The sequence below is a fragment of the Blastopirellula marina genome, assembly GCF_002967765.1.
Lineage (GTDB): Bacteria > Planctomycetota > Planctomycetia > Pirellulales > Pirellulaceae > Bremerella > Bremerella marina_A.
On the sequence record NZ_PUHY01000015.1, the window covers coordinates 443,320 to 470,162 of the forward strand.

Below are 26,843 nucleotides of genomic sequence, written 5' to 3' on the forward strand. Positions count from 1 at the left end.
AAAGCCCCACTTTGAGTACGATTAGGATAAACAGTATTGCGAATATAGGGATCGTTAGGGCTGGAATCGGCATGAATGAAAGAAGTTGGTCACCATCTGATAGTTTCCCGTCATCTGTGTGCCGCGAAGTTATAGGATGACTGGGAAAATTGTAACGCGCATCACACAGCGTGCAGAGAGGCGCATGCCGGGAAATTGCTAGCGTTTTTCTGTGAGCCGGCTACCGCGGTAGCACGGTGACCTTGCGCCCATGGATGGCCACCCGGCCCTCAGCGAGGGCTTGAATTGCCGCGGGATAAGCGTGGCATTCGGTCTCGAAGACTCGCTCTGCCAAGGCTTGCGGCGTGTCTTCCGGAAAGACTTCGACGACCGATTGAGTGATGATTGGTCCGTGATCGTAATCATCGTCGACAAAGTGAACCGTGCATCCGCTTACCTTGGCGCCGTACTCTAGGACCGCAGCATGGACCCGCGAACCGTAGAAGCCGGCGCCGCAGAACGAAGGGATCAGCGATGGGTGGATATTCACCACGTGGTTCTCGAAGTCTGGGGGAATGGCGACTTGTTTGAGAAATCCTCCCATGACGACAAGCTCGGTTCCCGCTTTGCGACAAGCGTGAAAGATCGTAGCTGAGAAGTCGGCGATTTCGGGATGATCTTGAACCGTGACGATCTTGCAGGGAATGTTCGCGTCGTTGGCGTATACCATGCCCTTGGCGGTTCGGCTGCTGGAGATCACCAGGACGACTTCCAAAGGAAGATTGTCCTGCTCGATTCGCTCAAGCAGATTGCGTAGCGTCGTCCCGCCGCCTGAAATCAAGACGGCGATCTTCAGCGGATTGTCCGCCGTATGTTTCGTGAATATCGGCGCTGGTTGCGTCATACTTGTTTCACGTAAATTCGGACTTCGCTGTCGGCGATGGTCGTGGTGTTCGGTTCAACGCCAGCGATGGCTTGGTTGTGGACGCTCTTGGCCAAGGTTTCACTTTGGATGTAGTCGGCGAACTTCTCGACTGCGGTTCCCACTTCGGTCGATTCGGTGACGATGCCAACTTCGATCTGAGCCGTGTACTCTAAGTCCAATTCCTTTCGCTTGTCCTGGATGAGACGCACGAGGTCCTTGATGTAGCCTTCCTGAATCAACTCGGGTGTCAGCTCGGTATTGAGCACCACAACGCAGAGCTTTCCTTGAGCGGCAGCCCAGCCTTCTTTGGCGGTTAAGCGAACTTGAATGTCTTCGTTATCGAAGGTGAGCGATTCGCCTTCGATCGTCAGAGTAAAGGCGCCCGCGGTCTGAAGCGTGTTCAGCAAAGCCGTCGCGTCGGTCTGGCCAAGCACCTTTTTTACGGTCGGCAGGAGCTTGCCAACACGTGGGCCCAGCCGTTTGAAGTTGGGCTGGATCTGGTAATTGATGTACTCGTCGGCGTCCTGTGTGAATGCGACTTCCTTGACGTTCAACTCCTCGCAAAGCAACGCACTGTGCGATTCGAGCCAATCGCAATGCGTGTTGTCGGCCAGCACAACTTCCACTTTGGAAAGAGGTTGGCGAACCTTAAGTTTCTCGTTCATACGGGCCTGACGACCGAGCGAGGCGACTTCTCGCAGGAGTTCCATTCGCTGGGAAAGCTGCGTATCAATGGCCTTGGTATCAACTTCGGGGAAGTCGCAAAGATGCACACTTAACGCCGCTTTCTCGCCAAAGATGCCGGCCAAGTTTTGCCACAAGGTATCGGACAGGAACGGAACGAAGGGAGCGATCACCTGACAGGTGGTCAGCAAGCATTCGTACAGCGTCCAGTAGGCATCCAGCTTGTCGGCCGATTGCTTGTCCTTCGCCCAGAATCGATCACGGCTGCGGCGAACATACCAATTGGAAAGTCCGTCGACGAACTCGTTGATCGCGGCACACGCGTTGTAGTTGTCGTAGGCGTCCATACGACTGGTGACCGTTTCGACCATCCGATTCAATTCGCTGAGAATCCAGCGATCGAGTTCGCTGCGTTGGGCCACCGAGCGTGCACCTGAGGCTCCATCGAAATGGTTGGCCAGTCCAGCAGCGAGATTGTCGACCGACTTCTCCGGTTCGAAGCCATCGATGTTGGCGTAGATCACGAAGAAGCTGTAGACGTTCCACAAACGGAGCAGGAACTCAGGGATGCTGTCCTTGATTGACTGCTCGTTGTAGCGGATCGAAGTCCATGGTGGCTGATTCGCATACAGGTACCATCGCAGTGCGTCAGCACCGTAGCGATCGAAGATCTCCGTCGGCTCGCGATAGTTTCGCTTGCTCTTCGACATCTTCTGACCATCTTCGCCCAGCATGAGGCCGAGCACGATGCAGTTCTTGAATGGATGCGGGTACGCGTGTGGTTCGGTCTTGCCTTCTTCGTCTTTACCGAACAGTAGCGTGCTGATCGCCAATTGGCTGTAGAACCAGCCACGGGTTTGGTCGATTGCTTCGCTGATGAAATCGGCCGGGAATTGGGCGTCAAAATTCTTTTCGCCGTTATGAGGGTAGCCCCACTGAGCGAACGGCATCGCGCCAGAATCGTACCAACAGTCGATCACTTCGGGCACGCGTTTCATTCGCGCCCCTTCCGCAAACGGCGAGTCGTAGGTGATCTCGTCGATATACGGCTTGTGGATCATCAAGTCGTCGACCAGGTCTGGATTTTCAGCTTTGGCCTTCTCCCAAACGTCGAAGCCTGCGGCACCTGGCTTCTCTTGCAGTTCGGCGTAGCTGGCGACCGCTTCTCCCTTGCCGGTTTCCTGGCAAACCCAGATGGGCAGCGGTGTTCCCCAGTAGCGTTCACGCGAAAGGGCCCAGTCGACGTTGCTTTCCAGGAAGTTTCCGAAGCGGCCGTCACGAATGTGTTCCGGCAACCAGTTGATTTGCTGGTTGTTGGCCAGCATCTGGTCTTTGAATTTGGTCGTGCGGATGAACCAGCTTTCTCGCGGGTATTGGATCAACGGATCGTCTTCGGCACGCCAACAGAAAGGATAATCGTGCAGGTACTGATCCAACAGGAACAAGATCCCCCGTTCTTTCAGTTCACGCGAGATGTCCTTATCGGCTTCTTTCACCCAGCGCCCCTGATAGTCAGGTGCTTCGTCGGTGAACTTTCCGTCCGGGCCAACACTACAGATCAACGCTGGGCCTTCGCCGGGCTCGAAGCGATCTTGCTCAGCAGCGAGAACTTCGTAGTCGACTTCACCAAACGCTGGAGCTTGATGGACCAGGCCAGTTCCGCTATCGGTCGTCACAAAATCGGCCGCCACGATTCGCCAGGCGATATGTTGTTTCTCGCCGGTTTTCAGTGTGCCTTCGGTGTTGCCGAGGTCTTTGTAGTAGTAGTCGAAGGGGGGGCGATAGCGCTTGCCGAGGAGGGCTTCCCCTTTTTGGGTGTCGACTACCTTCCATTTATGTTTCGCTTTAGCAGAGATGGCCTCGACCAACGCTTCAGCGACGATCAGCTTTTCACCTGATTCCTCGTCTTGAACCGTAGCGTAGGAGAGCTCTGGGTGAACGGCTGCAAACTGATTACTTGGCAACGTCCAAGGTGTCGTCGTCCAGACTAAGAGCGCGGTATCTTCCTCGTCCAGCAGCGGGAAGCGAACGTAAACGCTGGGATCAGCAACTTGGCGGTACCCTTGGCCCACTTCGCCAGAGCTGAGTGCGGTTCCACCCTGGGCCCACCACCAGACGATCTTGTGACCCTGATAGAGTAGACCGCGATCGTATAAGTTCTTCAGTGACCACCACACGCTTTCAACGAAGCTCTTGTGGTAGGTGACGTATGCTTCTTCCAAGTTGACCCAAAAGCCGAGACGCTGCGTCAGGCGTTCCCACTCTTGCATGTAGCGCCAGACGCTGGCCTGGCATTTGTGGATGAACGGTTCGACGCCGTAGTTCTCGATCTCTTCCTTCGAATGGATCCCGAGTTCTTTACAGACCTCGACTTCCACCGGCAGACCATGGGTGTCCCAGCCTGCTTTTCGTTCGCAGTAATAACCCCGCATCGTGCGATAGCGCGGGAATACGTCTTTGATCGCACGCGTTAAGCAGTGCCCAGGATGAGGCATGCCGTTAGCGGTCGGTGGACCCTCGTAAAAGACGAACGGCTTGTTGCCGGCTCGTGCTTCGAGCGACTTTTCGTAAATCTGATTCTCTTGCCAATACTCGAGGATTTTGGTTTCCATGGCGGGAAACGAAACATTCTGGGGGATGCTTTCAAACATCGAATCTCATCTTCCTCGGAGCATTAAACCAAGGAAGGAGCGTCGCTGCTCCTTCCACTGAACCCTCAACTGGGTGAAGGCCGGTTAAAGAACACGGCCTCCTTATAAGACTTATCGGGACGAAACTAGGTTCACCAGCGGTAACCTAATCGTCATCGTCACCTTCTTCCTTTTCTTCTTCCTCGGAATCGGATTCTTCCGATTCTTCCTCGTCGTCGAAGAATTCTTCTTCGAAGCCTTCGTCGTCATCTTCTTCTTCGATTAAGTCATCCTCGAAGGAATCGTCATCAGGTGTGCTTTCGTCTTCGAATTCCTCGAAGTCTTCGTCGAAGTCGTCGTCGAAGTCATCCTCATCGAAATCCTCTTCGACATCTTCGTCGTATTCGTCATCGGTCGCTACAATCGAATCAGACGGAAAGTTGCCGTGGGGTAGTTGCCACTGGAGGGAATCGTCGGACATTACAAACCTTCGGTCGAATAAACGGAACGCGGATCTCGCGGGTACTGTCAGCTCGCAGAATGGAAACCGAATCCTGAGATTAGAAAAGCCAGACCCCCGTCTCGTCAACCACCGCGCAGGCGAAAACTACGGTGTCGGAAGCATTTACGGTGATTACCCATGAATTTACCGCGAGGTCAGGTTGTTGCCGTTTGTTTGTCGAATGGGGGAATCCCCCGCCGTCCTGTCGTGTCGGCTGAATTGACCCCACAAGGATTGAAGGGGGACGGTCATCGTTACGACCAGCACTATGCTCCGCAGCGTGCCGTAACCTTGTTCAATCAGGAACTACTCGAACGATTTGCCGATGGGGTCACACCTTTCCCCCCAGGCAGCGTTGGCGAGAACATTACGATCATGGGGATCGATCTAACCACGCTGATGCCAGGGCAGTGTTTAACGATCGGCGAGGCAAAGATTCGGCTCGAGAAACGGTGGAAGCCGTGTCATGCCAAAGATGCTGCCACTGGCGAAGTGGCACCAAACACGGCGGAGCTTTACGGATATTTCGCCAGTGTCGTCACATCTGCCAGCTTGCAGGCAGGGCAGGTCGTTGAAGCGTGTGACGACCAATAGAGCCAACGAGAGATCCCAGCGAGGTCAGTTGCTCGCCGGGAACTTCTCATTGGGAAAGTACTAAAAGAAACAGGCCCTGATAACGAGTGCGTCATCCAGGCCTGTTAAGTGTCGAGTTCCGTGTCCCAGTAAGCTTCGCTAACGAACTTACTCCAGGACTCGATCCTGACTCTTCTGGCCGCGTAAACAGGCGTCCATCTCGGACGAATCGGATCCTTGCGAAGCGGCATATGCGCTTCAACCGGCGTGCGATTGGCCTTGCGATGATTGCAGTCGACACATGCCAACACGCAGTTTTCCCAGGAAGACTCGCCTCCCTTGCTGCGCGGCGTCACGTGGTCGATCGTCAGGTACTCGCTGCCAGGCCGCGAACCGCAGTACTGGCACATATATTGGTCTCGCTTGAACACATTACGACGGCTGAACGTCACTGTGTTCCGCGGAACGCGGTCGTAATTGACCAACGAAACCACTTCCGGAATCCGGATCTTGAGCAGTTGCGAAGAGATGAATGGCTCATCCTTGCCTGGGACCAAACGCGACCAGTCCTCCCACGAGTACAACTGATAGCTGTGCGGGTCGACAACACGAGCCGTTCCGCTGAAAACTTGCGTCAGCGAACGAGCCACCGAAGCCACACCGACAGGCTGCCAGTTGCGGTTGAGGACAAGCGTTGGCCTCTCCAATAAGACCGACATGAATCTGGTTTCTCCCTCGTTTCGGAAGGCGACCGATCGGATTCGAACCGAACACACTCTCTGGCATGTCAGAGAGCACTCGTGCCACCGAGCCACGGCTGCCAATACAACGAAAATGAAATGGGCGTAGGGGCTGGGAAGGGGGTACAAGGTCTAGACCCCGACCGTTCGCGTTCGGTAGTCCGACGTGTAAGACCTTCAACATAACATAGTTCCGACCAAAAACGCCAACATTTCAGGGGAACCCGTGGAAGGCACTTTGGTCGAGGCTGGACGAACTGTAAGCCAATCGTGTTAAGGGGGTGAGAAGGGCGTGGCAAAACGTGGAAAAATTGTCGATAACGTGTCGATCGTTACCCTTGTTTGGCCAGGATCTGCCCCGCTATTTCCCGAGGTCATTGGCTTACATCCATCTGCATTAAAAGACCGCATTACCCGGTAAGGGTTCACAAATGAGGGGAAAACTATTGGGGGCGTTTGCTGCTACCTGTTAGAATGAAGCTTCTTCGTTGAGTACCCACCATTGACTCCTCTCCTCCTTCGAGATCTGCCCATGAGATGTCTATCGCGATTTGCGTCTGCTGTTTCTTGTTTTCTCCTCGTCTTGTCAGCGACTCCGATGCTTCACGCACAGCAAGAACAAGTCATTTACGACGAAGCGGACATCCCGAAGTTCACCTTGCCTGATCCCTTGGTTGCGGCAGACGGAACGAAGATCGACTCTGCCCAAGCCTGGAACGAAATTCGCCGGCCTGAGTTGATGGAGCTTTTCGAGCAAGAGGTCTACGGCAAAGCCCCACCGGCTCCGGAAAAGATCGCCTTTAAGGTTACGGAATCCTCCGACGATGCCCTTGGTGGCAAGGCTCGACGGCGACAAGTCGCAATTCAGCTGACCGATGATCCCAAGGGACCGGTCATGAATCTTCTGATTTACCTTCCAAAGACCGATCAGCCCGTTCCAACGTTCATGACACTAAATTTCTTCGGCAATGCGTCGATCGAAAACGACCCCGCAATTCAGCTGCCGCAAAGCTGGTTGCGAAATAGCTCGGACAAGGGTGTCGACGATCATAAGGCGACCGAGAAACTTCGTGGCGCGAGCAGTTCGCGTTGGCCGGTCGAGATGATTGTGGAAAATGGTTACGGTCTGGCGACCGCTTACTATGGCGACATCGACCCAGACTTCGACGACAAGTTCCAGAACGGAATCCATCCTTACTTCTACAAAGAAGGACAGAAAACTCCGCAGCCCGATCAGTGGGGAAGCATCGCTGCATGGGCCTGGGGAATGAGTCGCGGCTTGGATTATCTGGAAGAAGATAAGGAAGTCGATGGCTCGAAAGTGATTGCGATGGGACATTCCCGTCTGGGCAAAACGGCCCTATGGGCAGGAGCTTCAGATCCTCGCTTTGCCGCGGTAATCTCGAACAATTCAGGCTGTGGTGGGGCGGCATTGTCGCGACGTCGCTTCGGTGAATCGGTCAAACGGATCAACACGTCGTTTCCCCATTGGTTTTGCGATAACTTTGTAAAGTACAACCATAACGAGGACGCCTGCCCGGTTGATCAGCACGAGCTGATCGCGTTGATTGCGCCGCGACCTTGCTTGGTTTGCAGTGCGGAAGAAGATCGATGGGCCGATCCACACGGCGAATTTCTCTCGGCTCACTATGCTAGTCCGGTGTACGAACTGTTGGGCGTTGAAGGATTGACCGCAGAAGAGATGCCGAAGGTCGACGAGCCGGTGCTAAGTCGCTTGGGTTACGTGATTCGACCCGGTAAGCATGATGTTCTCGTTTCCGATTGGCAGCGTTACATGCAGTTCGCTGACGCCCACGTCATGGGGAAGGGCAAGTAATCGCCACTGGCGGTCTGCCAGGGTGATTTGGTAGAACAGCGGGTATCGTAACCTCGATTCCCGCAGGAGCCCCAGCGTGAAACTGATTGTCGCCGTCATTCAGCCCACCAAGTTAGACAGTGTTCGGACCGCTTTGGCCGAAACCGCAGTCGAACGCCTGACGGTTTTCGATGCCGAAGGTTACGGTCGGCAGCGTGGGCAAACGGCCACGTTTCGTGGGATTGAGTACCAAACAAATCTGCTGCGGAAGGTGATTATCGAAGTCGCGGTGAATGATGACTTCCTTGAACGGACGCTGTCCATCATCGAGAATGTGGCCCGCACCGGTCAGGAAGGGAACATCGGCGACGGGAAGATCTTAGTCTTACCGATCGAGCAGGTCGTTCAAATTGGGGGCAAGGAACGCGGTCCGTCCGCCGTTTGATTTGCGATAGAACCAGGATAGCCAGTGATTCTCTACTTTACTGCCGACTTGATGTCGACATCGCGCGTGCAAGGGCCTGCCAATGCTCAAGGGATCTCGTTGAAGGTCATTGGATCGAAGAAAGGTCTGATTGATACCATCGACGACGATACGACGGCGCTGGTCGTCGATTTGAACCCACCGGCGCGTGATGCGATCAGTGCGATTCAGGAAGCCAAGGCGAAACGTCCCGATTTACACGTGCTGGTACATGGTCCCCACGTGCAGGTCGATTTGCTCGCCCAAGCGAAAGACGCCGGGGCAGAAGTGCTGACCAATGGTCAGTTTCATCAGCAAGTCGGATCGATTCTGGCCCAACTCGCCGCCAGGTAAGCTGCATCTTGTGCCGCGCCACACAGCGGCGACCGTAGCCGCAGATTAGGTGGATTCCGGCTTATCTGTTTCTTCTTCGCTGCCGTCTAAGCCCTTGTTAAGGGCTGGCATGGCGAATCGTGGTTGATTGTCGTCGAGGACGATTTCATCCATCTCTGCCTGGTCAACGTCGCGCCGCAGCAGCAGGTAGATCCCTGCGAATACCGAGAAGAAGTAGCCGAATGCGTAGGCTGGCACTAAGCGAACGATCGCGTTTCCCCAGAATCGCCAGATCGGGCCGGAGACAGGATGTTTGGAAATGGCCAGCGTCTGGTCAATCCCTTGGCCCCAGTGCAGGCCGGTATCTAATGCAAGGGCCATGATGTTGGCCAGCAAGGTAATCGCAAACAAGCCGACCGATCCTGCAAGTACTGCGATAATCAAATACCACAGGTAGTGAAACGGTCGCTGCGTGATGTAAGCGTAGCTACGACTGAGGGCGTCGAAGTGATCGGAATTCTCGGTACTGATCGCACCCCACATTAAGGGCCAGCCGACGAGCAGCGGAACCAGTAACATTCCGATGGCGAATGCCACGAACACGGCAATGAAGCCTAAGATGCCGGTCACAACGGCAACCCAAGTCCCCAGCCAATTCAAAAGGCCAATCGCCAGAAGAATTGTCATGAGCAATGCCACGCCAATCAGGGGGAAAATCGGAGCCAGGAAGTATCCGAGGAATTTACGCCGGGCATGCCCCATAGCGCCCTTCATGCCACAGCGATCGTTGATCGAGAATTCCATCGCCGCGATTCGAGAGATGGCGCCACCAAATATGGCCAACGTTGCCGCATACCAAAGGATGAGAAAGACTCGCTTCAATCCGCCGAGAAAGGTGAAGTTCCGCTCGAATACCAACTGATACAACGGGCGTAATGGTGTTGTCAAAAAAGACGCCAGTCGCTGGGCAGGTGGCGACATCTCAAGGGCCATTTCGGCCGAGGATTGTTCTGCCAGAGAGGCGGCTTCCACTTCCGCTACGGGAAGCTCAGGAGTGCCTCGATAGGTGAAGACGGTATCGCCAATCCAAAGTCCGATGCTTAGCACGCAGACGCCGATGTAGGCGATGAACATAACCCGCAGATAGAATCCAATCAGAGCCGCCCGAAAGAGGATCAGCCATGGGAAACATTCGTGCCACGAAATGGCTCGTAGTAGACCGCGCTCCTCCGACATGCAGCTAACTCCTCTTCACCTACGGGTAAATTCGAGCCCGAATTATAGGCAGAGAGGCAAACCATTAAAACGTCACTACCACGATTCTTCGTCTTCGTCGGCGTCGTTTTCGATTGGTTGGTTGGCTTGTTCCTCCAGATGCTTTTCGATATCCAGAGGCAGCGAGTGCTCTTCATCGAGCCAATGCCCCAAATCGATCTGGCGGCATCGTTCGCTGCAAAATGGCATCGCAACCGTGTAGTCACTCTCGAACATGTGACGGCACGTGGGACAGCGCAGGGGAGCCATATCGGGCCTCCTTCCGATGGGGAGCAGTCCTAGCTGGACGACGAATTCGAGCTAGAGCTTCCCTTCGAGTCACTTTTCTTAGCGGGCTTGGACGATTCGCTACTTTTCGAGCCCTTTTCAGCGCTCTTCTTATACGAATCGCTGCGGTAATCGGTGATGTAAAAACCAGATCCCTTGAATAGCAGTCCACCGCCGGTGCTGAACAGACGACGCAGTTTCTTCTTCTTGCACTCTGGGCATTTGGTCAGAGGATCGGCCGAAATCGACTGGAATTCCTCAAATTTGTGATTGCAAGCGTCGCACTGGTATTCGTAGGTGGGCATTACACGACAACCTCTTTCAGGCCTATAAAATGTTTCGTCTGCTAATTATACCAACAACCACGTCAGCGGTTTTCCACACATCGTCGCACGCCGCCTGTCTGTGGGGGAAGATGCTGGCGAATTTATTCGGGAGCCTTCGATACGATAACCTGGCTAGGGCGAATGACACGTTCAAACAGCTTGTACCCAACCTGGGCGACATGCAGTACCGTACCCGGTTCGACGTCGGCGCTGGGCTGCTGCAAGATGGCATCGTGCAGGTTCGGATCGAACGGTTGCCCCTGGGCGTCGATCGGTTCGCAGCCACGCTTCTTCATCGCTTCCAGCAACTGCTTTTCGACGATCTTGATCCCGTCGAGGATTCCGTTAGCGACTTCGGTTTTCTCGGCCGATTCGATTCCCCGTTGAAGATTGTCGACAACCGGCAAGAGATCGGAAAGAAGCGGAGAGTTGGCGTACTTCAGTTCGTCTTCCCGTTCGCGACGCATCCGCTTGCGGAAGTTTTCGAGATCGGCTTGAGCGATCAACACGCGTTTCTCGGCATCGACAAGCTCTTGTTTGAGTTGATCGATTTCCGCATCGGAGGCAGCGAAAAAAGCATCGGCCGAATCACCAGCCGCGTCGCCTTGCGGATTGTTTTCGGATTGGGTTGGGTCTTCGGAAGGATCCATTTTAGGATGTTCTGCAGCCACGGTTCAGGCTCCTTGTTCAGCTTGACTTCTTCTTTGTTTCTTTTTCGTCATTCGACGAGAACAAGTAGTCTCGGATCGATTCCAGGAACGACTTGCGATGCGGGCTCACGTTTGTATGTTCGTACTCGGCTAAGTCTCGCAGCAGTTCCTCTTGCTTCGGATCGAGCTTCTTGGGGACCTCGATGTAGGTCTGCACGTACAAATCGCCATGCCCGCGACCGTGTGGGTCAGGCATCCCTTTGCCACGCATCTTGAACACTTCCGACGAACCGGAACCAGCCGGCACGCTGAGCGTTGCGGGACCGTTGAGGGTCGGAACTTCAATCTCGCTACCCAAGACTGCCTGGGTGTAAGTAATTGGCATCTTGAGGATCAGGTGATCCCCCTCGCGTTCAAAGATGCGATGTTTGCGGATCGAGATATGACAGTAGCAATCACCCGGAGGGCCACCATCAGGGCTGGGCTGACCTTCACCTGCCAAACGAACACGCATGCCGTCGTCGACCCCGGCCGGAATGGAGACGTCCATGTTCACACGACGCGTTGTGAACCCATTGCCACGACATTCGGGGCAAGGATCGCTGATGATTGTTCCTTGTCCACCGCACGATGGGCAAGTCGTTTGAACCCGCAAAATGCCAGCCTGCTGGACCACCTGTCCTAGGCCACCGCAACGGTTACAAGGTTCCGGCTGCGATCCAGGTTTGGCTCCCGAGCCATTGCACGGTCCACACGCGACTCGGCGATCGACTTGGATTTCACGTTGAACGCCGGTTGCCGCTTCTTCCAGGTCGAGCGTGACACGAACTTGGATGTCGGCACCTTTGCGGACGCGTCTGCGACCACCGCGGCCGCCGCCCCGGCCGAAGATATCGCTGAAGACACCGCCCCCAAAGATATCGCCGAATGCTTCCATGATGTCTTCGACGTCGTGAAAGCTGGATCGCTGGTTGCCACCTTCGACACCGGCGTGTCCGTACTGGTCGTAACGAGCTCGTTTATCGGAATCGCTGAGGACTTCGTAAGCTTCGGCGGCAGCCTTAAAGCGAACGACGGCGTCCTCGTCACCCGGGTTTGAATCGGGATGATACTTGATCGCTAACTTGCGATAGGCCTTCGAGATTTCACCCTGCGATGCAGAGCGTTCTACTCCCAGGACTTCGTAATAGTCGATTTTTGTTGCCATCTTGTTCTCACCTAGGCGGAGGTAGAAGCAAAACGGGCTGGTCCCTCGAAGAGATTCAGCCCGTTATTATTTTCGTCCATGGCATTCCATCTTGTTGAGGGGATGCCAGGTTGGTTCGGCAAAACCTCCGGTTTAGCGAACGACGCCCTCAGGGGCACGCTTGCCGTCTTCCTTTTCGAGGTTGGTAACCAACGCTTCCGTGGTCAACAGCAAACCAGCGATGCTGGCTGCGTTGCTCAGCGCGGTCCGCACAACCTTGGCAGGATCGATGACGCCAGCTTTGACCATGTCGACGTACTCGCCTTTGTAAGCGTCGTAGCCAAAATTCGTCGACTTCTGCTGGACTTCGTCGACAACCACGTTGCCGTCGATGCCGCAGTTGTCTGCGATCTGACGCATTGGAGCAGGCAAAGCCTTGAGGATGATGTCGACGCCGATCTTTTCGTCGCCACGGGCAGAAGAACGAGCCTTCTCGACCGCTTCGATCGCACGGACCAAAGCAACACCACCCCCTGGGAGAACGCCTTCTTCGACCGCAGCACGAGTTGCATGCAGGGCGTCTTCAACACGGGCCTTGGTCTGCTTCATTTCAGCTTCGGTTTCGGCACCGACCGAGATTACGGCAACACCACCGGAAAGCTTTGCCAGACGTTCCTGGTACTTTTCGCGATCGTATTCGCTGTCGGTCTCTTCGATCTGCCGCTTCAGCTGAGCAATTCGGCTTTCAAGGGCTTTCTTATCTCCACCACCTTCGACGATAGTCGTCTTGTCCTTGGTGATGTTGATCTTCTTAGCCGAACCTAGCTGGCTTAGTTGGACCTTGTCGAGCGTGATGCCCAGATCTTCGCTAATCACGGTTCCACCGGTCAGAACGGCCATGTCGGCGAGCATTGCCTTGCGGCGATCGCCGAAGCCTGGAGCCTTGACGGCAGCGATGTTCAGCACACCACGCAGACGGTTGACGACGAGGGCGGTCAGTGCTTCCCCTTCGATGTCTTCAGCGACGATCAACAGCGGCTTGCCGGTGTTGCCGACCTGTTCGAGAAGTGGAATCAGCTCACGCAGATTACTGATCTTCTTTTCGTGGTACAGGATGTAGGCGTCTTCCATCTCCACGTCCATTTCGGCTGGACGGTTGATGAAGTAAGGGGAGATATAACCCTTATCGAACTGCATCCCTTCGACATAATCGACGGTCGTTTCACGGCTCTTGCCTTCTTCGACAGTGATCACGCCATCTTGACCAACACGATGTAGTGCTTCGGCCAACAGTTCGCCGATTGCTCGGTCGTTGTTCGCACTGATGCTACCGATGTTGGCCACGTCATCCTTGCTGTTGACTGGCTTGGCCAGATTCAGCAGGAAGTCTTCAGCTGCAGCGACGGCCTTTTCAATACCACGACGAATCGCGGTTGGATTGCTACCAGCAACGATGTTGCGGATGCCTTCCTTGAAAATAGCTCGGGCCAAGACGGTGGCGGTAGTCGTACCGTCACCAGCGACGTCCGAAGTCTTGCTGGCGACTTCGTTGACCAACTTGGCGCCCATGTTTTCGAACCGGTCTTCCAGTTCGATTTCCTTGGCTACGGTCACACCGTCTTTGGTAACGGTCGGGCCGCCGAACGACTTGTTGATGATCACGTTCCGGCCGGTTGGGCCCATCGTGACGGCGACAGCGTCGGCCAGCTTGTCGATGCCCTTGAGCATCTTGGATCGGGCATGATCCTCGAAAAGCAGTTGTTTTGCCACGCTAAGAATCCTTATGTGATAAAAACTGAATGCGGTTTAGGACAAGACGAAATCTGAACGGAGAAGGTTAGTCGTTGACAACCTTGGCCAGGATTTCGGTCTCGCGAAGGATCTTGTACTCGTCTCCATCGATTTCGATATCGCTGCCGCTGTACTTGCCGTAGATGACTTCGTCGCCAATAGCAACCGACAATTCTGCACGGCTGCCGCTATCCAACAGCTTGCCAGGGCCGACGGCCAGGACGGTACCACGTTGTGGCTTTTCCTGAGCCGAGTCAGGCAGAACGATACCACCAGCGGTGGTTTCTTCCGCTTCCAGCGGCTGAACAACGATGCGGTCATCCAAAGTGCGAATCTTCAGACTCTTCGCCATGGGTGCTTATCCTTAAAACTTATTCAGGGGTATGTTGAGTATTTGTAACTTTGTTTTGAGAGAAAGAGATCGGGCGAGGGCCTGAATTACATCATGCCAGGCATTCCCATGCCGCCCATGCCACCCATTCCTCCCATGCCCATGCCGCCCATTCCACCCATGCCGCCATGGTCATGGTGGTCGTGGTGATCGCCGCCTTCATCTTCCGAAGGAATGTCGGTGACCAGCGAATCGGTTGTCAGCAACAGAGCAGCCACACTCGCAGCGTTTTGCAGAGCCGTACGAACCACCTTGGCCGGATCGATCACACCAGCATCGACCAGGTCTTCGTAGTTGCCGGTATCGGCGTTGAAGCCTTCGGTGGCCTTCTTCTGCTGGCGAACTCGATTAACGACCACACCGCCATCGAGGCCAGCGTTTTCAGCAATCGTGCGAAGTGGATATTCGAGCACCTTGGCGACAATCTCGGCACCGTGCTTTTCGTCCCCTTCAACGTCCAGCTTCTTCAATGCCTTTTCGGCTCGCAGGAGAGCAATACCACCGCCGGGAACGATACCTTCTTGCAGGGCGGCCTGGGTAGCGCTCTTGGCGTCGACCAACAGGTCCTTACGTTCCTTCATTTCGGTTTCGGTAACCGCACCGCAGTTAATCTGAGCGACGCCACCGGCCAGTTTGGCCAAACGTTCCTGCAGCTTTTCGCGATCGTATTCGCTGTCGGTTGCTTCGATTTCGTTACGGATCTGAGCAGCCCGACCTTCGATGTCAGCCTTCTTGCCGGCACCACCGACCATCACGGTGTCGCTGGCGGTCAGTTTGACCTTCTTAGCACGACCCAGGTTCGAGGTCTTTACGCTCTCCAGATCGATACCGAGGTCCTTGAAGATGGCGGTACCGCCGGTCAACGTTGCGATGTCACCGAGCATGGCCTTACGGCGATCGCCGTAGCCAGGTGCCTTGACGGCAGCGACATTCAAGATGCCACGCATCTTGTTGACGACCAGCGTTGCGAGAGCTTCACCGTCGACGTCTTCAGCAATGATCAGCAGTGGCTTGTTGGCTTTACTGATGGCTTCGAGCAGCGGGACCAGCTTCTTAGCGGACGAGATCTTTTCCTCGAACAGCAAGATATAGCAGTCGTCGAGTTCGACGGTTTGGCTATCTTCGTCGGTGACGAAGTGTGGGGAGAGGAAACCGCGATCGAACTGCATACCTTCGACAAAGTCGACGGTCGTTTCGCTTCCACGGCCTTCTTCAACGGTGATAACACCGTCTTTACCGACCTTCAGGAAAGCTTCGGCGAGAACCTTGCCGATGGTCGAATCATTGTTACCAGCGATCGAAGCGATTTGTTCGATTTGCTTCTTGCTCTTTTCGTCGATCTTGGTCGCCGACTTCTGAACGGCGGCACCAACGGCGTCGGCGGCCTTCAGAATGCCACGCTGCAAGGCCATGCCGTCCGCACCAGCGGCCAGCATCTTAAGACCTTCACGAAAAATGCCTTCAGCTAACACGGTAGCGGTGGTGGTACCATCGCCAGCGACGTCGTTCGTTTTGCTGGCGGCTTCCTTGACCAACTGGCAGGCCAGGTTTTCGTAGACATCATCCAGTTCGATGTCTTCGGCAACCGTTACGCCGTCCTTCGTGATCTTGGGCGAGCCCCAACCTTTGTCCAGAACGGCATTGCGACCACGAGGCCCCAACGTGCTCTTCACAGCACGTGCCAGCTTCGTTACACCGGCCAATAGCGGCCCGCGTGCGTCATCTCCAAAGACCATCTGTTTTGCCACGTCTGGAATCCTCCTCTAGTGGGATGAACTGGTTTGACTCGGTCGGGCTCCTGAGGAGGGAAGTCCCCTCAGCAGGGCAAGCTCGGCGACCGGTTTATTCCATAACTTGGTGAGTAACCGTTGTTTCGTTGTGCATCGAGAGCGATCGCCGAATGCACCCTGGGTGCAGATTTTGGCAGATTCTCTCTGAGATATGCCAAGATATGCAACTGCCGTGCCGAGAAGTGTCTTGTGTGACGCAAGGTCATGTAGTCAAAGAGCTTGCGTTTATTGCATGTTAATAGAAAACATGCCGAAGAGATCGTGTTGCCAAATTGGCAGGAGGTGCCAACACGTGTCTCGCTGGTCACCTCCGGAAGCTTGGCTGCCAATTCAGAGTTCTCGATGGAACTACATGCCAGGGCGGAAGTCGTCGTCATCCTGAATGCTGTGGAGAAACTTCGCCAAAAGGGTGGACGCGTGGTCGATATCTTCCAGCGAGATCGTTTCGACGGCACTGTGCATATAACGATTCGGTATCGCGACCAGGCCAGCGGCCACACCACCGCGGGTAGTCTGAATCGCGTTCGAATCGTTCGGGGCCGCTTTCCCTAGTGCAGCAATCTGGTAGGGGATGTCGTTGGCCTCAGCGACTTCCATCAGGCGGCTGACAACTTTGGGGTTCATGTTCGGTCCACGATAGATGACCGGACCACGTCCCAAGTAAACTTCACCTCGTTCGCCCCGATCGATGGTGGGGCAATCGGTGGCATGGGTAACATCGACCGCAATCCCGATGTGCGGATCGATTCCATACGCACTTGTCTTGGCACCCCGAAGGCCGATTTCTTCTTGGACGGTCGAAACCGCGAATGCAGCGCAGTTCTTCTCTTTGTATTGTTTGTAGCGTCGTGCTGCTTCGATCACGACCCACAAACCCGTGGTGTCATCCATTTTGGGGCCGAACACAAGTTCGTTCTGCATCTTCTGCATGCCAAGTTGCAGCGTGACTGGATCGCCAATCTTGACCAATGACTTGGCTTGAACCTGATCTTTTGCCCCGATATCGAGCCACAAGTCTTTCAGCTGGATTGCCGCTTTGCGCTCGGAGTCGGTTAATAAGTGAATTGGTTTTCGAGAGATTACCGCTGGGACTTCCCCTTCGTCAGTCCAGATCGTCATCTTCTGACCAACGAGCTGCACAGGATCCCAGCCCCCAATCGTTTGGCAGCGAATGAACCCCATTTCGTCGATCTGCGTTACCAGCAGTCCAATCTGATCGCAGTGCCCGGCCATCATTACACGAACATTTCCACCGGAATTCACCGAAGCGATCACATTGCCGTGGTAGTCGGTATCGACTTTGTCCGCGAACTTGTCCGCATATTCCCGTACCACGGCTTGAACGGGGGCTTCGTAGCCAGAAGGGCTTGGGGTGGTCAACATTCGCTCTAGAAACTGTAGCGGCTCGGACTCCATGCTGAAGAAAGCTCCTGGCAATGCGGTAAAGTGAATTCAAATCCGTCGGCAATCAGATTGTCATTGCCGAAACCCGATGCGGCGCAGATAATGCCCTGCGCGTCAGCACACATTTAGGCAGTCTAAGAGATAGGCACGTTTGATGGAACCGATCGACCTGAAGGAATACGAGTGGAAAACCGTTCTGCGGCAGATGCGGATCGAAGACTACGAGGCCCTGGTCGAAATGCAGTTGGCTTGCTTCCCCGGAATGGAGCCGTGGCGTCGCGACCATATCGAAAGTCAGATTCAGGTCTTTCCGAAAGGGCAATTGGTCATTGAAATCGATGGTCAGATTGCGGCCTCGTCGGGCAGTATGATCCTGCAATATGAGCCCAACCTGGCCTGGCACAACTGGAAAGCGATCTCCGATAACGGTTATATCCGCAACCACAATCCGAAGGGGGATACGCTCTATGGGATCGAGCTGATGGTTCATCCCGAGTTCCGCGGCTTGAAGTTGGCCCGACGATTGTACGATGCTCGCAAAGAACTTTGCCGTGAAATGAATCTCGCTCGGATGATCATCGGAGGACGCATCCCTGGTTATCACAAGTTCGCTGAAAAAATGTCAGCACGTGAGTACGTGGAACGCGTTGTCGCTAAGGCAGAGTACGATCCTGTGCTGACCGCCCAAACGTCCAACGGTTTTGCCCTGCAAGGATTGATCTCGAACTATCTCCCCAGTGACCAAGCATCTTGCGGCTATGCGACGTTCCTAGAGTGGCGGAATCTCGATTACCGATCTGGTGCCAAGCGGCGATTTCATCACTTGGTCGAACCGATCCGGATCACAACGGTTCAGTACGAAATGCGATCAATTCGTTCCTTCGACGAATTCGCCCAACAGTGTGATTTCTTTCTGGACGTTGCCTCTGATTATAAGTCCGACTTCATTCTCTTCCCCGAACTGTTTACGACGCAGTTACTGTCATGCGTCGAGCCGACCCGCCCTGGATTGGCGGCACGTCGGTTGGCGGAGTTCACGACAGACTATCTCGAGTTCTTCTCCGAGCGAGCGATTAAATTCAACGTGAACGTGATCGGCGGAAGTCACTTCGTCCTAGAGAACGACACGCTGTACAACATTGCTTACCTGTTTGGACGTGATGGTTCGATTGGCAAACAGTACAAGATTCACATCACGCCAAGTGAACGGAAATGGTGGGGGATCGAACCGGGACACAAAGTCGAAGTCTTCGATACCGACTGTGGTCGGGTTGCCATTCAGATTTGTTACGACATCGAGTTCCCCGAACTGACTCGCATCGCGGCCAATAAAGGAGCCGAGATGATCTTCGTGCCCTATAACACCGATACACGCCACGGCTACTTGCGGGTAAAGACTTGTGCCCAGGCTCGTTGTGTTGAGAACCAGGTTTACGTTGCAACCTCTGGCTGCACGGGTAATCTCCCATTCGTGGAGAATGCCGACATTCACTACGCCCAGTCAGGCATCTATACGCCTTGTGATGCTGAGTTTGCCCGCGATGGGGTGGCCGCGGAATGCAATCCAAACGTTGAGACAATTGTCATTCACGACGTCGACCTGGAGCTTCTGCGGCGGCACCGCTTGGAGGGATCGGTGCAGAATTGGAACGACCGCCGCAAGGATTTGTATCAAGTTCGCTACCAGGAAGATGGCGAAGCGAAGCACGTTTAACGCAGGCAAAGCAGGCTGCTTACTTTTTGATCGCCGCTAAGACCTTTTGGCGATACTGATCGACGTGCGATTCACCAGTCAGATTGACCTCCCGGTTGAAACCAGCGATCGCCAAAGCTTCTGGCATGGAAATAAAACGGCTTACATTGAAGAAGTAGGGCCCATTGCGATGGTTTTCGGGCATGTCGGCCAGTTCCAACGCACCGATCTTGGGTTCGAAGATCGCTGCGTAGACCACCAGGCCTGCCATCGTTCCCTTTGCTTGTAGGTCGATGGTCTTCGCTGGCTGGAGTCCTACCTGGGCAGCTGCCTCCGCCCCGCGGCGAATGTCCCAGACCCGCATCCCGTCGACCGACTGACCAAGTAGTAAGAACCGACGACGAACGTGGGTGTCTTTTCGTGGATCTTGATTCCACTGAGTTGGACCAATTCCCCGAACCGGAAGAACGGCGACCGCTTCGTTTTCTGTTGGCTTACCGAGCGGGCACCCGTTGTTGGATGGATCTTCAAGGAACTTTGCGAACGCTTGCCACTCTTGCTCGTCGACAATCCTGAGCTTAGTTGGCGTTTGTTTGCCAGGGGACTGCGACTGAAAGACAAACAGTGGAAGTGCCACGTGCCGCTGCGAGTTGAACTCGTACTGATCGACTTCCCAGTCGCCTTTGCGTGATTCGCCGACAAGTTTCAAGTCGAGCGGAACAGGACTCTGCGGCCAAGCGGCGAATGACTTGGTGGCTAACAATTCCTTCCAGTTGGTACACATTTGTTCCCACTGTGGGGAAGATTGAGGCACCGAAGCTGGAGCAGCGACCGGAACGAAGGTTTCATCAATCTTGGTGTTGATTTCATCCGCAGGAAGTTTGGCAAAGACTTGTAGTTCTTGGGGAGTGAACTGCGCCTCGGCGACGTCTGTAATCAATGGCGATTCGCCTTGGAGATGTTCCCGCAACCAATGGAATGTTGGGACACGAAGCTGTTGGGTGTCTTTGTGCGGGCCTGGAGTAATCGTGAGGCCAAGACTCGACGTCTTGCCATAAAGCTCGTAGATGTCTCGGGCCGCAAAGAAGCAACGATTGACGCCATCCAGCGGAAAAATTCCGTCACTATCGGAGTTGGCGATCATCAGTGGCCGAGGGGCCACCAGCGCTGGCAGCAAGGTGTAATCATGCTGATACGTGTTCACCCAGTACATGCAATCGCAATGGCCTTCGACACAGCCGTCGACGACATGGTTTTCCAGATCGGTGATCCCGGCCACGGGAACGGCCGCTTGGATTCGGTCGTCCAATGCAGCGACCCACCAACTGTAAGCCCCCCCGCCACTTCGACCGGTGACTCCGATGCGGTCCCCATCGACTTCATCACGCGATTGAAGGTAGTCCAAGGCACGAATGCAGTTCCAGGCTTCGACCCCGGCGGATGTATAGCCACGGTTGGTCCACCAGCGGCTTTGATCACGATAGAGTCCTTTGTGCGTCCCTTCGATCTCACCAAGCTCTAAAGAATCAATGATCAGGCAGACAAAACCGTTACGGGCAAACCATGCGCCATGGTGTTGATAGTGGGCCTTGTTGCCATAACTGACGCCGTCGATCTTAACCTTGCCGTGGCCGCACACGTAAAGGATCGCAGGCAGCTTGCCGTCGACCTTGGCTGGACGATAGAGATTTGCCGTAACGTACAGATGGGGACTCGACTGAAAGTGAAGGTTTTCCACGACGATTCCGTCCCGTTCCAACTCACCAGTGATTGCTGGATGAAGATCACCTCGCTCGGGCAGCGGATCGAGCCCCAACATCTCCTGGACTTGGCGGCGGTATTCACTTCGTTTCGATTCCCATTGGTCGAGCGATTGGATCGCTTTGAGGGGATCGTTCGTGACGCGGGCCGTTTCTGCCGCGAGATACTTCTGAACTTGGGCGTCCCCTAGCTTTGTGTCCTGGGCGAGGGACGAGGTGGCAAAAAGAAGTAATGCAGTGGCTGCAGCGATCAGTCGCATGGTGATTTCCTTCGGCCGAAGTGGTTCAGGTGGGACGTTCATCATGCCCCGTTTTTTAGGCTTCGTCAAAAGGAAATTGTGCCGCAAAACGAAAAAAGGCCAAAGCAGCGTGCGCCACTTCAGCCTTTGGTGATGTCTCGTGACATTTTCGGGCTATTTGCCCAGCATCTCATTGAGCTTGCCCGAGATCGCGTCGGCCCACAACTTGTAGCCTTCCTCTTTTGGGTGCAGCAGATCAGGCATGATTTTCTTTGGCAGTGTACCGTCATCCGTCAGGAAAACATCGTTGATGTTAAGGAACGTGACGTAGTCTTTGTCCTTCATTTCCTCTTCGATGATCGCGTTGGCACCGTCGTTCAGTTTACGCAATGGATCGTCGGTGGTCGCGCCACGTGGAAAAATGGCCAGCAAAAGGACTTTGGTTTCCGGATGCTTCTCGTGCAGTTTCTCAACAATCGCCTTCACACCGGCCGCAGTGTCTTCCGACTTTTCCTTCCGATGACCGGTATTGTTGGTGCCGATCATGATGACGGCCACCTTTGGGCTATAGCCATCGAGTTCGCCGTTTTCAAACCGCCACAGAACATGTTCGGTTCGGTCGCCACCGTAGCCAATGTTCAGCGGATGAAGCGAAGCAAACGTTTCGTTCCAGGTTTTTTGACCTGATCGTTCCCAGCCGTGAGTAATCGAGTCTCCGATGAAGACGACATCGATCTTATCGGCTTTCTTAATTGCTTCCAGTTTCTCTTGGTGGCGTTGAGTCCACCAATCATTCGGGCGAGAAACAGGATTCAACGCTTCAATTGTTTCGGTCTTGGCGGCGTCTTGAGCCCAAGCGGGGGCAGCCAACATGAAAGCTGCCAGAAGGCAGGCAAAACTGCGCATGCGGTATCTCCTCAGGTGTGAAATCAAAGGGAAAAGTCGGTAGGTGGATTCGATCAGGCGATCTAAATCTAGTTTGGGCCGCCAGTTAACGAGAGTCAATTACCGAAAATATGACCAGTCAGCATCAATAATCCCCATGTAAGGGGTGGCGTTATCGGCTGTTTACTGCGATTCCGCCTGGAAATCGCCTGCCCAATTGACGAAAACGGGGCGATTCCCTACACTGTGGGGTTTCCAGAACTATCAATCCGATGCTCTGGTAGCATCGATTTCCCTTTCACCGTTGTATCCCATAAAAGGAACTGTCGCGTGCCGGTTATTAGCGAGCGCCATCAGGAGTTGAAGCGTCGACGTCATCGCAAGAAGGTTTATGCCAAGTTCAAGGCCATCATCGCCAAGAACCCGTCGAACGACGAAAAGCGACGCATCGCCGGCAAGCTCCGCAAGCTGACCCCGGCTGCGGAAGAACTGATCCAGCGTTGGGGCCTGGAGTCGTAAGCGACTCGGCAACCCGTGGTTGATAAAGCAAAAGCGAAGCTGTTACAGGCTTCGCTTTTTTGTTGCGCGGTTGGGCTGCTGGTATAGCTGTAGCTTGGTCAATGCGAATGAGATTGAATCTGATTCGACACGACTCGCAGCATTTCGGTGGTATCGATCGGCTTGGTGAGGTAAGCATCGCATCCACATTCGAGGCAGCGTGTCATGTCGCCGTGCATTGCATCGGCGGTCAAAGCGATGATTGGTCCACGAAAGCCCATCGAGCGAAGTTGTTCGGTCGCCCGATAGCCGTCTAAGACGGGCATTTGCATATCCATCAGTACCAGGTTCGGTAGCCGTTTTTCTACCTGCATCGTCTCGATCATCGAGACAGCTTCCCCGCCATCCTTCGCGAATTCGACGGTCGCTCCTGCATTATTCAAGATTCGCCCAGATAGAAACCGGACGTCACGTCGGTCGTCGACCACTAAGATGCGATACTCCGTCAAATCGGGACGATCGTTGTGGGGGAGTGACTTAGTTTCCGTTGATGTATTGGGCGTTGCCGCAGTAGAGCATTCCGGCCCTAGTTCGAGTGTAAAGACGCTTCCCCGTCCGAGTTGACTTTGAACACGAATCGAACCGCCAAGAATGGTGGCCAAGCGATGGCTGATTGCGAGGCCGAGTCCTGTTCCGCCAAATTGACGTGTCACCGAATTGTCGCCTTGCTGGAACGGTTGAAATAATTTCGGAAGCTGTTCGTCAGAAATTCCAATTCCCGTGTCTCGGACAATGAATCGCAACCCAGTGGCATCGTGGCTCACTGACAGTTCGACGTAACCAACTTCGGTGAATTTAATCGCGTTACCAATCAGATTGACGAGAATTTGCCGAAGTCGCGTCGGGTCGGTTTGAATAACGTCCGGAACTGCGTCTCCCGCAGTGATTCGAAATTCGATTTTCTTGTCGGCGGCTCGGACTTTCAACAAAGACTCGATATCGCTCAAGAATCGTCGTACGTTTACTTCTTCCGAAGAGATCGCTAGTTTTCCCGCTTCAATCTTAGATAGGTCGAGAATGTCGTTGATGATCTCAAGCAGGAAGTTTCCGTTCTGGTGAATGATATTCAGGAAGTTACGTCTCTCGTGATCTGTTTCCTGCTGAGCGAGAAGTTCCGAATAGCCCAGGATCGATGTCATCGGGGTACGGATTTCATGACTCATGTTTGCCAGAAACTCGCTCTTAGCGATATTTGCAGCGGAAGACTGCTTCAAGGCATCGGCGAGTTGATGTTCCGCCTGTTTGCGGTCATGGATGTCGGTACACGTTCCGTACCACTGACGAACTTCGCCGTTTGACTTCAAAATGGGTTCTGCACGTGCTAGTTGCCACCGAAACTTGTTTGTTGCAGCGCGGCGGGAACGAAACTCGCAGTGAAATGGTTTCCGTAAGAGAATCGCCTTTTTCCATTCTCTCTCCACCCTGGAAATATCTTCTGATTTGACGCGAAAGCAAGTAGTAAGAGTTTTACACTCCGTTGATTCCGCTCCCAAATAGCTCACTGCTCGTTGATTGATGTAATCTAGTTGGCCTTGAGTATCCGCGATGAACACCAGCTGCGGCATGGCATCAGCGAGCTGCCGAAATTCGCGTCCTCGTTGATCGATTGAATCAAGCAGGTTCTTCACCATATATTGGCGATTGCGATCTCTTAGACCAGCTTGGATGACCGCGACAAATTGATCGATTTGAAAAGGACGCGGAATGAGCGTCACGTTGGCCATCTGTTGCCACGAGTGAAGATTCGCAGTGCCAACATCATTCGGCAAACATAGCACGATCAAAGGCAAGTCAGACCATGCCGGTTGATCGACTAGCAATTCGATCAATAAGTGACGATTGCTGGTGTTTAAAAATTCTTCCGCAACTAAGGCGGCGCCGGCACCTAATTCCAACTCGCGGCAAATGTGATCGATATCTCGGCAGACCACAGCTTGGATGTCGTGATTCTCGAGAACACTAACAGCGATTTCACCGTCTCGAATTGTCGGGGGAAGCATAAGGACTCTCAGTGGTCCCTCTGCCCGTTTGGGGTTAGACATCCTTACCCCGATTCTTGAGCAGATCGCCTGGCTTACCCGTGTATGTGGGAGTACCCACGAGGACACCATGGAAGTCATACAACGGCTCACCTACGATAATTTCCCCATTCGTCATCCGGAATTCGCGAATGCTTCGTTCGTGCCGGCCATCTCGCTTTTTAACCACTGAGACCGCTTGTCGGATTTCACCTGCGGCCTCGAAATAACGAAATAGAACGACATTGTCGGAAAGGTAGCTTGCATCGATCGGAGTTTGATTCGTTGGACCAAGCATTCCGTGTTGGGCAACGATTAGGAAAGTTGCCACGCCACAATTTGCCAGATAGTTCAGAAGCTCGTGCATCTGGATTTGAAGGAAGCGTTCCTCTGGCATCGAACTGAGATAGCCGTTCAGGCTATCGATGATCACGATCGAAGCAGGAATGCCTTCCTGATTTGGAAGGATCGATTGGCGAACCATGTGGGCAAACTGGCCTGGGGTAATATCTCCAGGGTTTACTTGGATGATCTCAAGTTTGCCCGATTCCTCGAGTTGAACCAGGTCCATGCCGAGATTTGTTGAGCGTGCAATGAGCGTGGACTTGGTTTCGTCGAACGTGAAGATCACGGCTCGTTCACCCCGAGCGCACGCAGTCGCCGCGAATAAGGTCGAGCAAGTCGATTTGCCGACGCCCGTTGGGCCAAGCATTAGCGTACTCGTACCAGGAGCGATGCCATCGCCCAACAACTTGTCGATTGATTCGTTGCCGCTTTTGAGGAGCGTTGGTTGTTTCCGCCCGTTCATTTCGTCGTTTGCGGTCGCGATACGGGGAAAAATCTTAACGCCGCCTCGCTCGATATGGAAATCATGCCAACCTCCGACGAACTCGCGTCCTCGATACTTGATGATTCGCAAGCGACGTCGCTCGTCACCGAAATCAGTTGGAACACGATCTAAGCTAATCACACCATGTGCGATGCTTTGCAATTGCAGATCAGTGTCAGACGATGTTTTGTCATCGAGAAAGATCGCCGTACAGTCTCTTCCCACGAAGAACTGCTTCAGTGCCAGGATCTGCCGCCGATAGCGAAGTGGATTTTGCGCGAGCAGTCGAAGTTCCGACAAAGAGTCGATCACAACCCGCTGCGGATTCAGTCGTTCCACCTCTTGCAGCATTCGTTTTGTCGTTTCACCAAGTTCAACTTCAGACGGATGAAACATCGTGTACTGAGATTCGGCGTTGAGCGAATCGCTCGCGTCGATCAGTTCGTAAATATTAATACCATCAAGCGTCCAGCCATGCGAATGGGCAATCGCATGAAGTTCGTTCTTGGTCTCGGATAGCGAAACGTATAGTCCACGTTCGCCCCTGGCGATTCCGTCTAACAAGAATTGGATTCCAACGGTCGTCTTACCCGTGCCTGGATGGCCATCGAGAAGGTAGATCCGATTACAAGTGAGACCACCTCCAAGAATGTCATCGAGTGCTGGGTTGCCGGTGCTTATGTCGGTTTCTCGAGTCGGCACTGTCCTTCTCCGCAGCAGTTGTTGAGTGTAAGCATCCCGTTAGAGGATGCTGTGCTATGGATCAAGCAATCAGAATGCCAAACAGAAGGGAAAATTGCTAGATAGCTCGCTTGCTACGGAATTTTGCCCATGCAAATTGTTGAATATTTCCAATTGTTTTTCCAAGAGGACGCAGACGTTCCAAGTCAGCTTCCGCCCTAGGAATTCAGGGGTTTTCGCCGTTACGGGGATGTTCCAAATTGGAGAAGGGAAATGTGCATCCTTTTAGGTTAAGAGCCGAATGGGCAAGGATGTTCATTGTACGGCAGCTGTAGAGCGGAAATGGCTAATCACGCCGCAATTGGAGGTTTCGCGACGATCACTGATCCGAAAGAAAGGGGGCTCTTAAGCGGGAGATAATTAGTGGCGCTAGGGCGTAAGTGTTGGATTTGAAG

At 54.0% G+C, this 26,843-nt stretch carries 23 protein-coding genes; 6 read left to right on the forward strand and 17 right to left on the reverse strand.

Translation table 11 applies throughout. The features are described from left to right. Positions 1–220 precede the first annotated feature (220 nt). The 3 genes from purN to C5Y83_RS29510 form a co-directional block, all read right to left on the reverse strand. Positions 221–883, reverse strand: coding sequence for a phosphoribosylglycinamide formyltransferase (gene purN / locus C5Y83_RS26340; protein ID WP_105332775.1), 663 nt, complete (start codon positions 881–883; stop codon positions 221–223). Continuing rightward, entirely contained in the window at positions 880–4,239 is a 3,360-nt protein-coding gene (gene ileS / locus C5Y83_RS26345) for an isoleucine--tRNA ligase (protein ID WP_105332776.1), read from the reverse strand. Before ileS ends, purN begins: the two co-directional genes overlap by 4 nt. 145 nt (positions 4,240–4,384) lie before the next feature. Continuing rightward, a complete protein-coding gene (locus C5Y83_RS29510; RefSeq protein WP_105332777.1) occupies positions 4,385–4,699 on the reverse strand; it encodes a hypothetical protein in 315 nt (104 codons plus the stop codon). 159 nt (positions 4,700–4,858) lie between these two features. Between C5Y83_RS29510 and C5Y83_RS26355 the strand changes: the two genes are divergently transcribed. Next, the gene (locus tag C5Y83_RS26355) at positions 4,859–5,314 is read left to right on the forward strand and encodes an MOSC domain-containing protein (RefSeq protein WP_105332778.1); all 456 of its coding nucleotides are present in this window, start codon (positions 4,859–4,861) and stop codon (positions 5,312–5,314) included. Positions 5,315–5,418: 104 nt separating this feature from the next. Here C5Y83_RS26355 and C5Y83_RS26360 read toward each other — a convergent pair whose 3' ends face one another. After that, complete coding sequence (locus C5Y83_RS26360) at positions 5,419–6,012, reverse strand: HNH endonuclease (RefSeq protein ID WP_105332779.1); 594 nt, start codon at positions 6,010–6,012, stop codon at positions 5,419–5,421. 619 nt (positions 6,013–6,631) lie between these two features. On the opposite strand from C5Y83_RS26360, the gene C5Y83_RS26365 reads away from it, so the two are divergent. From C5Y83_RS26365 to C5Y83_RS26375, 3 genes are all read left to right on the forward strand, one after another. Continuing rightward, positions 6,632–7,870, forward strand: coding sequence for an acetylxylan esterase (locus C5Y83_RS26365; protein WP_105332780.1), 1,239 nt, complete (start codon positions 6,632–6,634; stop codon positions 7,868–7,870). Positions 7,871–7,946: 76 nt separating this feature from the next. After that, on the forward strand, positions 7,947–8,294 hold the full coding sequence (locus tag C5Y83_RS26370; RefSeq protein WP_105332781.1) for a P-II family nitrogen regulator: 348 nt from the start codon (positions 7,947–7,949) through the stop codon (positions 8,292–8,294). Positions 8,295–8,318: 24 nt separating this feature from the next. After that, a complete protein-coding gene (locus tag C5Y83_RS26375) occupies positions 8,319–8,666 on the forward strand; it encodes a hypothetical protein (protein WP_105332782.1) in 348 nt (115 codons plus the stop codon). A 45-nt stretch (positions 8,667–8,711) separates the two neighbouring features. Here C5Y83_RS26375 and C5Y83_RS26380 read toward each other — a convergent pair whose 3' ends face one another. The 9 genes from C5Y83_RS26380 to C5Y83_RS26420 all read right to left on the reverse strand — a co-directional run bounded on the left by C5Y83_RS26380 (position 8,712) and on the right by C5Y83_RS26420 (position 17,737). After that, positions 8,712–9,881, reverse strand: a complete 1,170-nt coding sequence (locus C5Y83_RS26380; RefSeq protein WP_105332783.1) for a hypothetical protein — start codon at positions 9,879–9,881, stop codon at positions 8,712–8,714. Positions 9,882–9,956: 75 nt separating this feature from the next. Further along, positions 9,957–10,169, reverse strand: coding sequence for a DNA gyrase inhibitor YacG (gene yacG / locus C5Y83_RS26385; RefSeq protein ID WP_105332784.1), 213 nt, complete (start codon positions 10,167–10,169; stop codon positions 9,957–9,959). Positions 10,170–10,198: 29 nt separating this feature from the next. Then, positions 10,199–10,492 carry an FmdB family zinc ribbon protein gene (locus tag C5Y83_RS26390; RefSeq protein ID WP_105332785.1) on the reverse strand — a complete coding sequence of 98 codons (294 nt, stop codon included), beginning with the start codon at positions 10,490–10,492 and terminating at the stop codon, positions 10,199–10,201. Positions 10,493–10,614: 122 nt separating this feature from the next. Beyond that, positions 10,615–11,184, reverse strand: a complete 570-nt coding sequence (gene grpE, locus C5Y83_RS26395) for a nucleotide exchange factor GrpE (RefSeq protein WP_146117933.1) — start codon at positions 11,182–11,184, stop codon at positions 10,615–10,617. A 16-nt stretch (positions 11,185–11,200) separates the two neighbouring features. Continuing rightward, complete coding sequence (dnaJ, locus tag C5Y83_RS26400) at positions 11,201–12,370, reverse strand: molecular chaperone DnaJ (RefSeq protein WP_105332787.1); 1,170 nt, start codon at positions 12,368–12,370, stop codon at positions 11,201–11,203. Between the two features lie 132 nt (positions 12,371–12,502). Beyond that, positions 12,503–14,119, reverse strand: a complete 1,617-nt coding sequence (gene groL / locus C5Y83_RS26405) for a chaperonin GroEL (RefSeq protein ID WP_105332788.1) — start codon at positions 14,117–14,119, stop codon at positions 12,503–12,505. A gap of 67 nt (positions 14,120–14,186) precedes the next feature. Continuing rightward, positions 14,187–14,492, reverse strand: coding sequence for a co-chaperone GroES (gene groES / locus C5Y83_RS26410; protein WP_105332789.1), 306 nt, complete (start codon positions 14,490–14,492; stop codon positions 14,187–14,189). An 86-nt stretch (positions 14,493–14,578) separates the two neighbouring features. Then, the gene (groL, locus tag C5Y83_RS26415) at positions 14,579–16,267 is read right to left on the reverse strand and encodes a chaperonin GroEL (protein ID WP_233207385.1); all 1,689 of its coding nucleotides are present in this window, start codon (positions 16,265–16,267) and stop codon (positions 14,579–14,581) included. A 402-nt stretch (positions 16,268–16,669) separates the two neighbouring features. Then, positions 16,670–17,737 carry a M42 family metallopeptidase gene (locus C5Y83_RS26420; RefSeq protein WP_105332791.1) on the reverse strand — a complete coding sequence of 356 codons (1,068 nt, stop codon included), beginning with the start codon at positions 17,735–17,737 and terminating at the stop codon, positions 16,670–16,672. A gap of 142 nt (positions 17,738–17,879) precedes the next feature. Here C5Y83_RS26420 and C5Y83_RS26425 point away from each other — a divergent pair, with 142 nt between their 5' ends. Further along, positions 17,880–19,439, forward strand: a complete 1,560-nt coding sequence (locus C5Y83_RS26425; protein ID WP_105332792.1) for a bifunctional GNAT family N-acetyltransferase/carbon-nitrogen hydrolase family protein — start codon at positions 17,880–17,882, stop codon at positions 19,437–19,439. A 19-nt stretch (positions 19,440–19,458) separates the two neighbouring features. Here the strand turns inward: C5Y83_RS26425 and C5Y83_RS26430 are convergent, their stop codons facing one another. Further along, the gene (locus C5Y83_RS26430) at positions 19,459–21,438 is read right to left on the reverse strand and encodes an alpha/beta hydrolase family protein (protein ID WP_158262531.1); all 1,980 of its coding nucleotides are present in this window, start codon (positions 21,436–21,438) and stop codon (positions 19,459–19,461) included. 153 nt (positions 21,439–21,591) lie between these two features. Continuing rightward, a complete protein-coding gene (locus C5Y83_RS26435; RefSeq protein ID WP_105332794.1) occupies positions 21,592–22,323 on the reverse strand; it encodes a platelet-activating factor acetylhydrolase IB subunit in 732 nt (243 codons plus the stop codon). A 309-nt stretch (positions 22,324–22,632) separates the two neighbouring features. Between C5Y83_RS26435 and C5Y83_RS26440 the strand changes: the two genes are divergently transcribed. Next, complete coding sequence (locus C5Y83_RS26440) at positions 22,633–22,821, forward strand: DUF6800 family protein (protein WP_105332795.1); 189 nt, start codon at positions 22,633–22,635, stop codon at positions 22,819–22,821. Positions 22,822–22,919: 98 nt separating this feature from the next. Here the strand turns inward: C5Y83_RS26440 and C5Y83_RS26445 are convergent, their stop codons facing one another. Continuing rightward, positions 22,920–24,902 (reverse strand): PAS domain-containing hybrid sensor histidine kinase/response regulator, encoded by a 1,983-nt coding sequence (locus C5Y83_RS26445; RefSeq protein ID WP_158262532.1) that lies wholly within the window; start codon positions 24,900–24,902, stop codon positions 22,920–22,922. Further along, a complete protein-coding gene (locus C5Y83_RS26450) occupies positions 24,895–26,409 on the reverse strand; it encodes an ATPase domain-containing protein (RefSeq protein WP_105332797.1) in 1,515 nt (504 codons plus the stop codon). The genes C5Y83_RS26445 and C5Y83_RS26450 overlap by 8 nt, the downstream gene beginning before the upstream one ends. Positions 26,410–26,843: the final 434 nt, after the last annotated feature.

Coding starts and splice junctions, on each gene's coding strand:
- C5Y83_RS26430 (WP_158262531.1), bottom strand. CDS start 21,438: ATGCGACTGATCGCTGCAGCCACTGCATTACTTCTTTTTGCCACCTCG.
- groL (WP_233207385.1), bottom strand. CDS start 16,267: ATGGTCTTTGGAGATGACGCACGCGGGCCGCTATTGGCCGGTGTAACG.
- C5Y83_RS26435 (WP_105332794.1), bottom strand. CDS start 22,323: ATGCGCAGTTTTGCCTGCCTTCTGGCAGCTTTCATGTTGGCTGCCCCC.
- C5Y83_RS26365 (WP_105332780.1), top strand. CDS start 6,632: ATGCTTCACGCACAGCAAGAACAAGTCATTTACGACGAAGCGGACATC.
- C5Y83_RS26360 (WP_105332779.1), bottom strand. CDS start 6,012: ATGTCGGTCTTATTGGAGAGGCCAACGCTTGTCCTCAACCGCAACTGG.
- ileS (WP_105332776.1), bottom strand. CDS start 4,239: ATGTTTGAAAGCATCCCCCAGAATGTTTCGTTTCCCGCCATGGAAACC.
- C5Y83_RS26355 (WP_105332778.1), top strand. CDS start 4,859: ATGAATTTACCGCGAGGTCAGGTTGTTGCCGTTTGTTTGTCGAATGGG.
- C5Y83_RS26390 (WP_105332785.1), bottom strand. CDS start 10,492: ATGCCCACCTACGAATACCAGTGCGACGCTTGCAATCACAAATTTGAG.
- yacG (WP_105332784.1), bottom strand. CDS start 10,169: ATGGCTCCCCTGCGCTGTCCCACGTGCCGTCACATGTTCGAGAGTGAC.
- C5Y83_RS26380 (WP_105332783.1), bottom strand. CDS start 9,881: ATGTCGGAGGAGCGCGGTCTACTACGAGCCATTTCGTGGCACGAATGT.
- C5Y83_RS26420 (WP_105332791.1), bottom strand. CDS start 17,737: ATGGAGTCCGAGCCGCTACAGTTTCTAGAGCGAATGTTGACCACCCCA.
- C5Y83_RS29510 (WP_105332777.1), bottom strand. CDS start 4,699: ATGTCCGACGATTCCCTCCAGTGGCAACTACCCCACGGCAACTTTCCG.
- groES (WP_105332789.1), bottom strand. CDS start 14,492: ATGGCGAAGAGTCTGAAGATTCGCACTTTGGATGACCGCATCGTTGTT.
- dnaJ (WP_105332787.1), bottom strand. CDS start 12,370: ATGGCAACAAAAATCGACTATTACGAAGTCCTGGGAGTAGAACGCTCT.
- C5Y83_RS26445 (WP_158262532.1), bottom strand. CDS start 24,902: ATGTCTAACCCCAAACGGGCAGAGGGACCACTGAGAGTCCTTATGCTT.
- C5Y83_RS26425 (WP_105332792.1), top strand. CDS start 17,880: ATGGAACCGATCGACCTGAAGGAATACGAGTGGAAAACCGTTCTGCGG.
- purN (WP_105332775.1), bottom strand. CDS start 883: ATGACGCAACCAGCGCCGATATTCACGAAACATACGGCGGACAATCCG.